Origin of the sequence: Streptomyces sp. 184 (genome assembly GCF_045781775.1) — a bacterium.
Lineage (GTDB): Bacteria > Actinomycetota > Actinomycetes > Streptomycetales > Streptomycetaceae > Streptomyces.
In genome coordinates, this window is sequence record NZ_CP123230.1 from 4,951,079 (window position 1) to 4,965,078 (window position 14,000).

Below are 14,000 nucleotides of genomic sequence, written 5' to 3' on the forward strand. Positions count from 1 at the left end.
GTCCTCCGGCAGCCTCGGCACATCAGGCGGCGGCCTCCGCCACGCCCCGCTCCACCGCGGCCACGGCCTCGCCGACGGCCTGCGGGTGCTGCCCGCCGCCCTGCGCGATGTCGGGCTTGCCGCCGCCTCCGCCGCCGAGCGTCTTGGCGGCCGTACGCACCAGGTCGCCGGCCTTCAGGCCGCGCTCGCGGGCGGCCTCGTTGGTGGCGATCACGGTGACGGGACGACCGGCCGCGACGGAGAAGAGCGCCACGACGGCCGGCCGGTCGCCGGGGATCCGGCCCCGTACGTCCAGCACGAGCTTGCGCAGGTCCTCGGCGGCGGTGCCGTCGGGGACCCGGGCCGCGACGAGCGCGACGCCGCGCACGTCCCGGGCACCCTCGGCGAGGCCGGCGGCGGCCTGGAGCACCTTCTCGGCGCGGAACTTCTCGATCTCCTTCTCCGCGTCCTTCAGCCGGGCGAGCATGCCGGAGATCCGCTCCGGCAGCTCCTCCGGGCGGCCCTTCAGCAGCTCGGTGAGCTGGTGGACCACCGTGTGCTCGCGGGCGAGGAAGTTGTACGCGTCCACGCCGACCAGCGCCTCCACCCGGCGCACCCCGGCGCCGATGGAGGACTCGCCGAGCAGCTTGACCAGGCCGAGCTGGGCGGTGTTGTGCACGTGCGTGCCGCCGCACAGCTCCTTGGAGAAGTCGCCGATGGTGACGACGCGGACCCGGTCGCCGTACTTCTCGCCGAACTCGGCCAGCGCGCCCTGCTTCTTCGCGTCCTGCATCGACATGACCTCGGCGTGCACGTCCAGCTCGCGGGCCAGCACCTCGTTGATCTTCTGCTCGACATCGCCGAGGACGCCGTTCGGGACGGCGGCGGGCGCGCCGAAGTCGAAGCGGAACCGGCCCGGGGCGTTCTCGGAGCCGGCCTGGGCGGCGGTCGGGCCGAGGGCGTCGCGCAGCGCCTGGTGGGTGAGGTGGGTGGCGCTGTGGGCGCGGGCGATGGCGCGCCGCCGGCTCACGTCGATGCTGGCCTGCGCGGGCTCGCCGACGGTGACCTCGCCGACCTGCACGACGCCCTTGTGCACGCTGACGCCGGGCACGGGCTGCTGGACGTCGCGCACCTCGACCACGGCGCCGGACCCGAGCCGGATCCGGCCGGTGTCGGCGAGCTGGCCGCCGCCCTCGGCGTAGAAGGGGGTGCGGTCGAGGACGACCTCGACGTCGTCGCCCTCGGTGGCCGCGGGCGAGGCCACGCCGCCGACCAGCAGGCCGACGACGGTGGACTCGGTGGCCGTGTGGGTGTAGCCGGTGAACTCGGTGACGCCGGCGGAGTCGGCGACCTCGCGGTACGCGGACAGGTCGGCGTGGCCGGTCTTCTTGGCGGCGGCGTCGGCCTTGGCCCGGTCCCGCTGCTCCTTCATCAGCCGGCGGAAGCCGTCCTCGTCGACCGTCAGGCCCTGCTCGCCGGCCATCTCCAGCGTGAGGTCGATGGGGAAGCCCCAGGTGTCGTGGAGCAGGAACGCCTTGTCGCCGGGGAGCACGCCGGAGCCGGCGGCCCTGGCCTCGGTGACGGCGGTGTCCAGCACGTTGGTGCCGGCCTTGAGGGTCTTGAGGAAGCGGGCCTCCTCGGCGAGCGCGACGGACTCGATCCGCCTGCGGTCGCCGACCAGCTCCGGGTACTGCTCGCCCATGGTGGCGATGACGACGTCGACCAGTTCGCCGACGACGGGGCGGTCGGCGCCGAGCAGCTTCATGTTGCGCACGGCGCGGCGCATGATGCGGCGCAGCACGTAGCCCCGGCCCTCGTTGCCGGGGGTGACGCCGTCGCCGATGAGCATGACGGAGGCGCGCATGTGGTCGGAGACGACCCGCAGCGAGACGTCCGAGGGTCCGGCGGCGCCGTAGCGCACGCCGGTCAGCTCCTCGGCCTTGTCGATGACGGCGCGCGAGGTGTCGATCTCGTACATGTTGTGCACGCCCTGGAGGATCATCGCCAGCCGCTCCAGGCCCAGGCCGGTGTCGATGTTCTGCTGGGGCAGGTCCCCGAGGATCGGGTAGTCCTTGCCCTTGCCGGGGCCGCGCACGTACTGCATGAAGACCAGGTTCCAGATCTCCACGTAGCGCTCGTCGTTGACGGCGGGGCCGCCCGCCTCGCCGAACTCGGGGCCGCGGTCGTAGTTGACCTCGGAGCAGGGGCCGCAGGGACCGGGCACGCCCATGTCCCAGTAGTTCTCCTCCTTGCCCAGGCGCTGGATGCGCTCCGGGGGTACGCCGACCACGTCGCGCCAGATGCGCTCGGCCTCGTCGTCGTCCTCGTAGACGGTGATCCACAGGCGCTCGGGGTCCAGGCCGTAACCCCCCGCGTCCTGGGAGGAGGTGAGCAGCTCCCAGGCGAGGGTGGCGGCGCCCTCCTTGAAGTAGTCCCCGAAGGAGAAGTTGCCGCACATCTGGAAGAACGTGCCGTGCCGGGTGGTCTTGCCGACCTCGTCGATGTCCGGGGTGCGGATGCACTTCTGCACGCTGGTGGCGCGCTTGTACGGCGGGGTGGCCTCGCCGAGGAAGTACGGCTTGAAAGGAACCATGCCCGCGTTGATGAGGAGCAGCGTGGGATCGTCGGCGATCAGCGACGCCGACGGCACGACGGTGTGCCCACGCTCCTCGAAGAAGCGCAGCCAGCGGCGGCGGATTTCGGCCGACTCCATCAGTGGTCCTCTTTCAGGTCGCGATTGCGGTGGTGCGGGTTCCGGCCGTTCGGCCGGCGCCGCGCGGCCTTCCGTTCGAGCTGCGCCTTGGCGCGCTGTCCCGGCAGCTCCGCGGAGCGGTTGCGGGGGCTGAGCCCGAGGGCGTCGTTGAGCTGGTCCTCGCGCTCCGCCATTGCGGCGCGTACGTCCTGCGCGAAGAGCAGGGCGCGGCGGCCGGAGTCGACGGCGCGGTTGGCGGCCGTGGCGGCGATGCCCTCCGGGGACACACGGCGCATCGCGCGCTGTGCCCTGAGGGTGGCCCAGACGCCGGTGGCGGCACCGGTCGTGAACCAGAAGGTCCGACGGAACACTGTTACTCAGCCCTTTCTGCGCCTGGCGGAAAAGCCCCGGCGGGCGGCGGGCACCGGGGCGGGCACGCCGATGATCACGTCGCCGCCGTCGTCCCCGGCCGGGCCGCGGTCGCGGCCCAGCGCCCGGCGTACGCCGTAGCCGAACGCGGCCACCTTCACCAGCGGGCCGCCGAAGGCGGTGGAGACGGTGGAGGACAGGGCCGAGGCGTTGGCCGTGACCTCCTGGACGTCGGAGGCGATGGCGTCGACCCGGGCGAGCTGCGTGTTCGCCGAGCGGACCGTGTCGCCGGCCTCCGAGAGCAGCGGGACGGCCTCCTCGGTCACGCGCGTGACCAACTCGCTTGCGGCGCGGAGCGTCTGCGCGAGCCGGAAGAGGGCCACGGCCAGGAACGAGACCAGGATGGCCCAGAAGACGGCCACGAGGATGCCGGCCACCTCTCCACCGGACACGATGCACCGCTCCTTCAGGGCTGCTCGCCGGGCGAGTCGACGGGTGTTGCGCTGCCAGGGCAGGCTCCGACCCTATCGCGCCGCACCGACGGCGCCGTACCGGATTACCCCCCGTGCACCGGGGAGTTGCGCGACCGGATTGTACGTTGCGCATACTTCCGCGTACGTTCCGTGCCCCGCCGCCCGCCGGGGGGACGGCACACGAAACCCCCGGCCGCGGCGGGCCGGGGGCGGGGGCGGCGGCCCCGCGGCGGACGGACCGCCGCGCGGGGCTGCCGTCAGCGGGCGTAGTACTCCACGACGAGCTGCTCGTCGCAGATGACGGGGATCTCCGGGCGGTTCGGCTCCCGGTCCAGGCGGAAGGCGAGCGCCGGCAGGTTGACCTCCAGGTAGCGGGGGGTCTCGCCGTCCGTGGCGTAGCCGCCCTCGCGCGCGACCTGGAAGGGGTACTTCTCGCGGCTGCGCTCGCGGACCGCCACCACGTCGTCGGGGCGGACCCGGAAGGACGGCTTGTCGACCTTGCGGCCGTTGACCTCGATGTGGCCGTGCACGACCATCTGCCGCGACTGGTAGACGGTCCGGGCCAGGCCGGCGCGCAGGACCAGCGCGTCCAGGCGGCGCTCCAGCTCGACGATCAGCGCCTCACCGGTCTTGGCCTGCACCTTGCTGGCACGCTCGTACGCCCGGACGAGCTGGCGCTCGCTGATGTCGTACTGCGCGCGCAGGCGCTGCTTCTCCAGCAGCCGCACCTTGTAGTCGCTGGTCTGCTTGCGACCCCGGCCGTGCATGCCGGGCGGGTACGGGCGGGCCTCGAAGTACTTGGCGGCCTTCGGGGTGAGCGGGATGCCGAGGGCCCGCGACTTGCGGACCTTGGGGCGCGGCTGGTTCACGCGGTTCCGTCCTCCTTGAGAAAGTTAGGCAAGGCTTACCTTAAGCGATTTTCGCGCCTCCGCGCGACAACCTCGGGTAACGCACCTGCGAAACCGGGCATTCCCGGCGGCCGGACACCGTGATCCGCGTCACCCGGGGACGGGGGCGGGACCGGCCGAGGGCCACCCGCTCCGGACAGCCCGCGCGTCAGTCGCGCTCGCCGCCCCGGCCCGGGCCGTCCTGCCCCCGGCCCGCCAGCCGCTCGCGCACCCGCTCGACCACCTCGGCGTAGCGCGCCTCGGCGCCGTACCGCGTCGGCTCGTAGTAACGCCGGCCGGAGAGGGCGTCCGGGGCGTACTGCTGGGCGGCGATGGCGCCGGGGACGTCGTGCGGATACACGTACCCCTGCGCGTGCCCCAGCTTCTCCGCGCCCTTGTAGTGCCCGTCCCGCAGATGCGCCGGCACCGGGCCCGCCTTGCCGGCCCGTACGTCGTCCATCGCGGCGCCGATCGCCTTCGTCACCGCGTTGGACTTCGGGGCCAGCGCGAGCGCCACCGTGGCGTGCGCCAGCGTCAGCGCCGCCTCCGGGAAGCCGATCATGGCCACCGCCTGGGCCGCGGCGACCGCCGTCTGGAGCGCAGAGGAGTCGGCCAGCCCGATGTCCTCGCTGGCGGAGATCATCAGCCGCCGGGCGATGAACCGCGGGTCCTCGCCCGCTTCGATCATGCGCGCCAGATAGTGCAGCGCGGCGTCCACGTCCGAGCCGCGCACGGACTTGATCAGGGCGCTGGCCACGTCGTAGTGCTGGTCGCCGTCCCGGTCGTACGCCACGGCGGCACGGTCGACCGCCGCCTCCAGCGTCGGCAGCGACACCTCCGGCTCGCCCTGCGCCAGCGCCGCCCCCGCCGCCGCCTCCAGCGCGGTGAGCGCCCGGCGCGCGTCGCCGCCGGCGATCCGCAGCAGATGCTCCTCGGACTCCTCCGGCAGCGTCACCGCACCGCCGAGACCGCGCTCGGCGGTCACGGCCCGGCGCAGCAGCCCGCGCACGTCGTCGTCGGTGAGGGGCTCCAGCGTGAGCAGCAGGGAGCGGGACAGCAGCGGCGAGATGATCGAGAAGTACGGATTCTCCGTGGTGGCCGCGATCAGCGTCACCCAGCGGTTCTCCACCGCCGGGAGCAGCGAGTCCTGCTGGGCCTTGCTGAAGCGGTGGATCTCGTCGAGGAAGAGGACGGTCTCCTTGCCGTACCCCCCGGCGGCGCGGCGGGCGCCCTCGATCACCGCGCGGACCTCCTTGACGCCGGCGGTGATCGCGGACAGCTCCACGAAACGCTTCTGGGTGGCCTGGCTCACCACGTACGCCAAGGTCGTCTTGCCCGTGCCCGGCGGGCCCCACAGCAGCACGGACGCCGGGCCCGCCGGGCCGCCGGCGCCCTCGCCGACCAGCCGGCGCAGCGGGGCGCCGGGCCCCAGCAGATGCTGCTGGCCCACGACCTCGTCGAGGCTGCGCGGGCGCATCCGGACGGCCAGCGGGGAACTGCCGGGATCCTTCTCCTGGCGCTCCTCGGCCGCTGCGGTGAACAGGTCGGGCTCCACGTCTCCGACCCTATGTCACGGCACCGACAACACTCAGAGGAGCGTCTTCCAGTACGACCACCAGCGGATGCCGATCAGGATGAGCAGGATCCCGTACCAGAGGACGGGCACCACCCAGTTGAACTCCAGCACCGTCTCGCGCGCCCGCGCCGAGAGCGGGAAGACGCCCGTCTTGACGTTGTGCACGGTGGTGTACCAGAAGATCAGGATCGTCACCGCCCAGACCAGCGAGCACCACAGGCACAGCGAGCCGATCTTGTACAGCGAGGAGTACTGGAGGAAGGTGACGAAGCCGACCCCGAAGAGGGAGCCCGCCCACAGTCCGGTCCACCACCAGCGGCGGTGCCCCGCGCCGGCGAGCAGGCCCACGCCGATCACCACGAGCATCGGGAAGGCGATCCAGCCCACGAACGGGTTCGGAAACCCGAACACCGACGCCTGCCAGCTCTTCATGATGTTGTTGCACGACAGGACGGGGTTCAGGCTGCACGCCGAGACGTAGTTCGGGTCCTCCAGCAGCTTCATCTTGTCGTGCGTGATCACCGCGGATGCCACCACACCCAGCGTGCCGCCGATCATCAGCAGCCAGGCGAACGGTCGGCTCGACCCGATCAGTCCGGATTCGGGCGGGTCCTCGTGCCGGGACGGGGCCGTTCTCGTTGCGGTCGTGGTCATCTCGCTGCTTCCGTGGGCTCGGCGGTGGCGGCACCTCATTGTGCCGCAACGCAGGGCGATCGGGCACCGGTGCACCGGTGATCGGCCGGTCACCCGCCGGCCGTCCACCGGCAGGGGTGGGCGGTGCCCGACCGCGCGTTCGACCGGCGCAAACCCACCCGGTCGCCGCGCCACCCGCAGGGGTCAGGCGAGCAGCTTGTGCAGCTCGCCCACGACCGCCGTCAGCGCCACCGGCCGCTGCTCGCCGCTGCCGAGGTCCTTGAGCTGGACCACGCCCTCGTCGAGGTCCCGCTCCCCCGCCACCAGCGCGTAGCGCGCGCCGGAGCGGTCGGCGGACTTCATCGCGTTCTTCAGGCCCTTGCCGCCGAACGCGAAGTCCGCCGCGACCCCGCTCCGGCGCAGCTCCGTGACCACGCCGAAGAGCGTCCTGCGGGCCTGCTCGCCGAGGGCCGCCGCGTACACGTCGGTGGCGGCGGGCAGGTCCAGCGAGACGCCCTCTGCCTCCAGCGCCAGCACCGTACGGTCCACGCCCAGCGCCCAGCCCACGGACGGCAGCGCGGGGCCGCCGATCATCTCCGACAGCCCGTCGTAGCGCCCGCCGCCGCCGATGGCGGACTGGGCGCCGAGGCCGTCGTGGACGAACTCGAAGGTGGTGCGCGTGTAGTAGTCGAGACCGCGGACCAGCCGGGGGTCGTCCTCGTACGCGACGCCGGCCGCCGTCAGCAGCTCGCGGACCTGCTCGTGGTACGCCTTGCACGCCTCGCACAGGTGGTCGCGCATCAGCGGCGCGTCGTCGAGCTGCGCCCGGACCTCCGGGCGCTTGTCGTCGAGGACCCGCAGCGGGTTGATCTCGATCCGCTCGCGGGTGGGCTCGTCGAGGTCGAGGCCGCGCAGGAAGTCCTGGAGCGCGGCGCGGTAGGCGGGCCGGCACTCCTGGTCGCCGAGGGAGTTGAGCAGCAGCCGGAAGCCCGTCAGCCCCAGCGCGCGGTAGCCGTCGACGGCCAGGACGATCAGCTCGGCGTCCAGCGCCGGGTCCTCGGCGCCGATGGCCTCGGCGCCGACCTGGGAGAAGTGCCGGTAACGGCCCTTCTGCGGGCGCTCGTAGCGGTAGTAGGAACCGGAGTACCAGAGCTTGACCGGCAGGTTGCCCTGCTTGTGCAGGCTGCTCTCCAGCGCCGCGCGCAGCACGGAGGCGGTGCCCTCGGGGCGCAGTGCCAGCTCGTCGCCGCCCTTGGTGGTGAGGGTGTACATCTCCTTGGTCACGATGTCGGTGGACTCGCCGACGCCGCGGGCGAAGAGCCGCACGTCCTCGAAGCCGGGGGTCTCGGCGTAGCCGTAGCCTGCGCGGCGTACGGGCGCGGCGAACGCCTCGCGGACGGCGAGGTAGGCCGCGGAGCGCGGCGGGATCAGGTCGTAGGTGCCCTTGGGGGCCTTGAAGGCCGGTGAAGTGCTCACGGAGGGGGTCGTCACATTCCTCGTCGGTGGCGGAGCGGGGCGGCCTGGCCGCCCGCCCGGCCGGCGGCCAGCTCCTGGAGAAAGGGGTTGCCGGCGCGCTCGCGGCCGATGGTCGTCTGGGGGCCGTGCCCGGGCAGCACCACGGTCGAGTCGTCGAGCGGCAGGCACACGCGGGCCAGCGATTCGAGGATCTCGGCGCTGTCGCCGCCGGGCAGGTCGGTGCGTCCGATGGAGCCGGCGAAGAGCAGGTCGCCCGAGAAGAGGACCTGCGGCACTTCCGGCTGCTCGGGCAGCCGGAAGGTCACCGACCCCTTGGTATGGCCGGGCGCGTGCGCGACGGTGAGGCTCAGCCCGGCCAGCTCCAGCTCGGCGCCGTCGGCCAGTTCGGCCACGTCGTCCGGCTCCCCCACGGTCAGGTCGCCGAGCAGCGGCGCTCCGACGGCCATGCCGAGCGCCTTCTCCGGCTCGGCGAGCATGTACCGGTCGGCGGGGTGGATCCAGGCGGGCACGTCGTGGGCGCCGCAGACGGGGATCACCGAGGCGACGTGGTCCAGGTGCCCGTGGGTGAGCACGACCGCGACCGGCCTGAGCCGGTGCTTGGCGACGGCCTCCGCGACGCCGTCCGCCGCCCGGTGCCCGGGATCGACGATCACGCACTCCTCACCGGCGGCCGGGGCGAGCAGATAACAGTTGGTGCCCCATGCGCCCGCGGGGAACCCGGCAATGAGCACGTTCGTCCTTCACCTGTCGGTTGTCGTCGGCTGTGCCGCCGCCGGGAGCCGCGCGGCCGGCGGCGGCCCCGGAATTGCGGCCGTTCTGAGACTACCGGCGCTCCTCATCCGGCAGCGAATCGATATACGGTACGGCACACGGAATTCCGGTCCACGAACGCGTGTGGCAGCGACTCGAGGGAGAAGACGCGGTGGTCAGCAGGGACCAGCGGAGGCGGCAGCTCGCCCGGGAGAAGTACGAGCGGCAGCAGCGCAGGCGCGCCGACCGCAGAAAGCACAACCGGAAGCTCGCGGCAGTGATCACGGCACCGCTGGTGGTCGTGATCACCGCGGTCGCGGTCGCGGCCGTCACCGGCTTCGGGTCGGACGACGACGACAAGAAGAAGGACGACTCCGCGGCGCCGAGCGCGAGCCCGGAGAAGGCGCACGACCCCTGCGGCAAGCCGGAGGACGGCAAGCCGTCGAAGAAGACGTGGAAGAAGGAGCCGAAGCTCGACATCGACGACTCGGCGACGTACACGATGACGCTCTCGACCACCTGTGGCGACATCGGCATCGAGATGGACGCGGGCAAGGCGCCGCACACCGTCAACAACATGCGGTTCCTCGCCGGCGAGGGCTACTTCGACCACAGCCCGTGCCACCGGCTGACCGGGCAGGAGTCCGGCATCTTCGTGCTCCAGTGCGGCGACCCCGCCGGCACCGGCCAGGGCGGGCCCGGGTACACGATCCCGGACGAGAACCTCAAGGACAAGGCGGTCAAGGGCGGGACGTACCCCGCGGGCACCGTGGCGATGGCCAACACCGGCCAGAAGGACTCCGGCGGCAGCCAGTTCTTCCTCGTCTACGAGGACAGCCCGCTGCCCCCCAACTACACCCCGTTCGGCAAGCTCACGGACGAGGGCACGGCGACGGTCAAGACCATCGCCGAGGCCGGCGCGCAGCCGCAGGACCCGCAGACGGGCAACACCGCCCCGAACGCGACCGTGGTCATCGACAAGGCGACCGTCACCGAGGGCACACAGGAGCAGGAGACCGACCACTGAGTCACGGGCGGGCCCGCGTCGTTACGGGATTGGTCTCGCGCGGGATGCGGACAGCCGGCCCGCCGTTCGCCTATGTTGGCGTTGTGCAGGTGCGGGGGTGCCGGCGGCAGTCGCTTTCGCCCGCCGCCGGATCGGCCGGATCCGGTACCCCATCCCCTTTCCGGCCGCAGACAACTGTGGAAGACGTCGCCGGGCTGCCGGGCCCGCGGGGCGTCATGTGAGGAGGCGCTGTGAGCAGCGACCCATGGGGCCGGGTCGACGAGACGGGCACCGTGTACGTGCGTACCGCCGACGGCGAACGAGTCGTCGGCTCCTGGCAGGCGGGCTCGGCCGAGGAGGCACTCGCCTACTTCAAGCGCAAGTACGAGGGCCTGGTCGTGGAGATCGGCCTCCTCGAGCGCCGGGTGCAGACCACCGACCTCTCCGCCAAGGACGCCACCGCCGCCATCGAGCACCTGCGTGAGCAGGTCTCCGAGGCGCACGCGGTCGGCGACCTCGACGCGCTGACGGCGCGGCTCGACCGGCTGGTGGAGGCCGTGGGCGCGCGTCAGGAGGAGCGCAAGGCGGCCAAGGCCAAGCACCAGGTGGAAGTGCGCGAGTCCAAGGAGGCGGTGGTCGCCGAGGCGGAGGAGCTGGCGCAGAGCGAGCAGTGGCGCGCGGCGGGCGAGCGGCTGCGGGAGCTGGTGGAGACCTGGAAGGGTCTGCCGCGGCTGGACCGCAGGAGCGACGACGAGCTGTGGCACCGCTTCAGCCACGCGCGCTCGGCGTTCTCCAAGCGCCGCAAGGCGCACTTCGCGTCCCTCGACGCCCAGCGCGAGGAGGCCAGGCGGCGCAAGGAGAAGCTGGTGGAGGAGGCGGAGGCGCTCTCCGGCTCCCGCGAGTGGGGGCCGACGGCCGCCCGCTACCGCGAGCTGATGGCGGACTGGAAGGCCGCGGGCCGCGCGCAGCGCGACCAGGAGGAGGACCTGTGGGCCCGCTTCCGCGGTGCGCAGGACGTCTTCTTCCAGGCCCGCGGCGAGGTCTTCGCCGAGCGCGACACCGAGCAGCGCGAGAACCTGACGCGCAAGGAGGAACTGGTCGCCGAGGCGGAGAAGCTGCTGCCGGTCACCGACCTCAAGACCGCCAGGGGCGCCTTCCGCTCGATCAACGAGCGGTGGGAGGCCATCGGGCACGTACCGCGGGACGCCCGGGCGAAGATCGAGGCCCGGATGCACGCCGTGGAGCGCTCGATCGGCGAGGCGGAGGAGACCGAGTGGCGCCGTACGAACCCGGAGGCGCGGGCGCGCGCCGAGGGGCTCACCGGGCAGTTGCAGGACGCCGTCGACAAGCTCCACCGGCAGATCGAGCAGGCCAGGGCGCAGGGCAACGGCGCCAAGGCCGACAAGCTGGCCCGCGAGCTGGAGGGCCGGCAGGCCCTGCTCGACCAGGCGCTCAAGGGCCTGCGGGAGTTCGGCGGCTGAGCGGCTGACCGGCTGACCGGCTGAGCAGTGCGTACGTGACGAAGGCCCCGCCGGGCGGCGGGGCCTTCGTCGTGCGCCGGGACGGTGCCGGTGCGGTGCGCTCAGTTGTTCCGGGCGGAGGTGACGCGGTACACGTCGTAGACGCCCTCGACCTTCCGTACCGCCTTCAGGACGTGCCCGAGGTGCTTCGGGTCGCCCATCTCGAAGGTGAAGCGCGAGGTTGCCACCCGGTCGCGGGAGGTCTGCACGGCGGCGGACAGGATGTTCACGTGCTGGTCGGACAGCACCCGGGTGACGTCCGAGAGCAGCCGGGAGCGGTCCAGCGCCTCGACCTGGATGGCGACGAGGAAGACCGACGACTGCGTCGGCGCCCACTCGACCTCGATGATCCGCTCGGGCTGCTGCGACAGCGACTCGACGTTGACGCAGTCGGCGCGGTGCACGGAGACGCCCTTGCCGCGGGTGACGAAGCCGATGATCGGGTCTCCGGGCACCGGCGTACAGCAGCGTGAGAGCTTCACCCACACGTCGTCGACACCCTTGACGATCACGCCGGGGTCGTTGACCGCCCGGCGCTTGCGGGTGCCGGGCAGCGGCGGCGCGCTCTCCTCGATGTCCTCGGTGGCCGCCTCCTCGCCGCCGAGCGCCTGGACCAGCTTCTGCACCACGTTCTGCGCGGAGACGTGGCCCTCGCCGATCGCCGCGTAGAGCGCGGAGATGTCGGGGTAGCGCATCTCGTGCGCGATGGTGACCAGCGAGTCGCCGGTGAGGATGCGCTGGATCGGCAGGTTCTGCTTGCGCATCGCGCGCGCGATGGCGTCCTTGCCGTGCTCGATGGCCTCGTCCCGGCGCTCCTTGGAGAACCAGGCGCGGATCTTGTTGCGCGCGCGGGGCGACTTGACGAAGTTCAGCCAGTCCCGCGAGGGGCCCGCACCGGCGGCCTTGGAGGTGAAGACCTCGACGGTGTCGCCGTTGTCGAGGGCGGACTCCAGCGGTACGAGCCGGCCGCCGACCCGCGCCCCTATGGTCTTGTGCCCGACCTCGGTGTGCACCGCGTACGCGAAGTCGACGGGCGTGGCGCCGGCGGGCAGGGCGATCACGTCGCCCTTGGGCGTGAAGACGAAGACCTCGTTGCGGGAGAGGTCGAAGCGCAGCGCGTCCAGGAACTCGCCGGGGTCCTCGGTCTCCTTCTGCCAGTCGATGAGCTGCCGCAGCCAGGCCATGTCGTTGACCTGCTCGGACTTGCTGCCCTTGCGGGTGCCGGCGCCCTGCTGGCGGGCGGCTCCGCCGGTGGCCTCCTGCTTGTACTTCCAGTGCGCGGCGATGCCGTACTCGGCGCGGCGGTGCATGTCGAACGTGCGGAGCTGAAGCTCGACGGGCTTGCCCTCGGGTCCGATGACCGTCGTGTGCAGCGACTGGTACATGTTGAACTTGGGCATCGCGATGTAGTCCTTGAACCGTCCGGGGACGGGGTTCCACCGCGCGTGGATGGTGCCCAGCGCCGCGTAGCAGTCGCGGACCGAGTCGACGAGGACGCGGATGCCCACCAGGTCGTAGATCTCGGCGAAGTCGCGACCGCGCACGATCATCTTCTGGTAGACGCTGTAGTAGTGCTTCGGGCGGCCGGTGACGGTCGCCTTGATCCGGGCGCTGCGCAGGTCCTGCTGCACCTCGTCGATGACGACGGCCAGGTACTCGTCCCGCTTGGGGGCGCGCTCGGCGACCAGGCGGACGATCTCGTCGTACATCTTCGGGTAGAGGATCGCGAACGCGAGGTCCTCCAGCTCCCACTTGATGGTGTTCATGCCCAGCCGGTGGGCCAGCGGCGCGTAGATCTCCAGCGTCTCGCGCGCCTTCTGCTCCTGCTTCTCGCGGCGCAGGTAGCGCATCGTGCGCATGTTGTGCAGCCGGTCGGCGAGCTTGATCACCAGGACCCGGGGGTCCCTGGCCATGGCGACGACCATCTTGCGTACGGTCTCGGCCTGCGCGGCCTCGCCGAACTTGACCTTGTCCAGCTTGGTGACGCCGTCCACCAGCAGCGTCACCTGGTCGCCGAAGTCGCGGCGCAGGTCCTCGATCCCGTACTCGGTGTCCTCCACCGTGTCGTGCAGCAGCCCGGCCATCAGCGTGGCGGGGTCCATGCCCAGCTCGGCCAGGATCGTGGTGACGGCCAGGGGGTGGGTGATGTACGGGTCGCCGCTCTTGCGCTTCTGGCCGCGGTGCCAGCGCTCCGCGACCTGGTAGGCGCGCTCTATCTGCCGCAGCGTGGAGGTGTCGGCCTTCGGGTCGTTCCCGCGCACTATCCGCAGCAGCGGCTCCAGCACCGGGTTGTACGGGCTCTGCCGCTGCACGCCCAGGCGCGCCAGCCGGGCCCGCACCCGGCTCGGCGAGGCGCCGCGGCCGGCCTGCCCGCCGCCGTGGCCCGAGGCGGGCTCGACGCGCGCGGGGGTGGCCGGCTGCGCTCGCCCGTCCGGCGGCGCGCTGCGGCGGCCCGACCCGTTCTCCGCGGCCCGCGCGGGCAGCGGGCGGTCCGCCGCGCCGGGCTGCTTCTCGGGCGGCGCGGCGGTGGACCGATGAGCCTCGTCTGGCAAGAGCACTCCTTGACGGTGGGCGGCCCACGGGGAGATCCCCGGAACTGCCATGGTATCTGCCGTCACGCCCCCACCACCCGGCAACCG

The 14,000-nt window shown here is 72.3% G+C and carries 11 protein-coding genes; 2 read left to right on the forward strand and 9 right to left on the reverse strand.

Features of this window, described 5'->3' with window-relative positions; all coding sequences use genetic code 11:
• Positions 1-22 precede the first annotated feature (22 nt).
• The 8 genes from alaS to QBL21_RS20805 form a co-directional block, all read right to left on the reverse strand.
• Positions 23-2,692 carry an alanine--tRNA ligase gene (gene alaS / locus QBL21_RS20770; protein WP_407563733.1) on the reverse strand — a complete coding sequence of 890 codons (2,670 nt, stop codon included), beginning with the start codon at positions 2,690-2,692 and terminating at the stop codon, positions 23-25.
• Entirely contained in the window at positions 2,692-3,042 is a 351-nt protein-coding gene (locus tag QBL21_RS20775) for a DUF6167 family protein (protein ID WP_407563734.1), read from the reverse strand. Before QBL21_RS20775 ends, alaS begins: the two co-directional genes overlap by 1 nt.
• 6 nt (positions 3,043-3,048) lie before the next feature.
• Complete coding sequence (locus QBL21_RS20780; RefSeq protein WP_407563735.1) at positions 3,049-3,492, reverse strand: DUF948 domain-containing protein; 444 nt, start codon at positions 3,490-3,492, stop codon at positions 3,049-3,051.
• Between the two features lie 278 nt (positions 3,493-3,770).
• Positions 3,771-4,382 (reverse strand): 30S ribosomal protein S4, encoded by a 612-nt coding sequence (gene rpsD, locus QBL21_RS20785; protein WP_407563736.1) that lies wholly within the window; start codon positions 4,380-4,382, stop codon positions 3,771-3,773.
• A gap of 187 nt (positions 4,383-4,569) precedes the next feature.
• Positions 4,570-5,955 (reverse strand): replication-associated recombination protein A, encoded by a 1,386-nt coding sequence (locus QBL21_RS20790; RefSeq protein ID WP_407563737.1) that lies wholly within the window; start codon positions 5,953-5,955, stop codon positions 4,570-4,572.
• Positions 5,956-5,988: 33 nt separating this feature from the next.
• The gene (locus tag QBL21_RS20795) at positions 5,989-6,630 is read right to left on the reverse strand and encodes a vitamin K epoxide reductase family protein (RefSeq protein ID WP_407563738.1); all 642 of its coding nucleotides are present in this window, start codon (positions 6,628-6,630) and stop codon (positions 5,989-5,991) included.
• Between the two features lie 183 nt (positions 6,631-6,813).
• Positions 6,814-8,100 carry a histidine--tRNA ligase gene (gene hisS, locus QBL21_RS20800; protein WP_407563739.1) on the reverse strand — a complete coding sequence of 429 codons (1,287 nt, stop codon included), beginning with the start codon at positions 8,098-8,100 and terminating at the stop codon, positions 6,814-6,816.
• Positions 8,097-8,816, reverse strand: a complete 720-nt coding sequence (locus QBL21_RS20805) for an MBL fold metallo-hydrolase (RefSeq protein WP_407563740.1) — start codon at positions 8,814-8,816, stop codon at positions 8,097-8,099. Before QBL21_RS20805 ends, hisS begins: the two co-directional genes overlap by 4 nt.
• Positions 8,817-9,007: 191 nt before the next feature.
• Between QBL21_RS20805 and QBL21_RS20810 the strand changes: the two genes are divergently transcribed.
• Both QBL21_RS20810 and QBL21_RS20815 read left to right on the forward strand, forming a co-directional pair.
• Positions 9,008-9,862, forward strand: a complete 855-nt coding sequence (locus QBL21_RS20810) for a peptidylprolyl isomerase (RefSeq protein ID WP_407563741.1) — start codon at positions 9,008-9,010, stop codon at positions 9,860-9,862.
• Between the two features lie 230 nt (positions 9,863-10,092).
• Complete coding sequence (locus QBL21_RS20815; protein ID WP_407563742.1) at positions 10,093-11,322, forward strand: DUF349 domain-containing protein; 1,230 nt, start codon at positions 10,093-10,095, stop codon at positions 11,320-11,322.
• A 101-nt stretch (positions 11,323-11,423) separates the two neighbouring features.
• Here the strand turns inward: QBL21_RS20815 and QBL21_RS20820 are convergent, their stop codons facing one another.
• Positions 11,424-13,913: a RelA/SpoT family protein gene (locus QBL21_RS20820; protein WP_407563743.1), complete on the reverse strand. Its 2,490-nt coding sequence runs from the start codon at positions 13,911-13,913 to the stop codon at positions 11,424-11,426.
• Positions 13,914-14,000 lie beyond the last annotated feature (87 nt).

What these genes read in the sequence shown, in the direction of transcription:
- alaS (WP_407563733.1), bottom strand. Translation starts at nt 2,692, where the DNA reads ATGGAGTCGGCCGAAATCCGCCGCCGCTGGCTGCGCTTCTTCGAGGAG.
- QBL21_RS20795 (WP_407563738.1), bottom strand. Translation starts at nt 6,630, where the DNA reads ATGACCACGACCGCAACGAGAACGGCCCCGTCCCGGCACGAGGACCCG.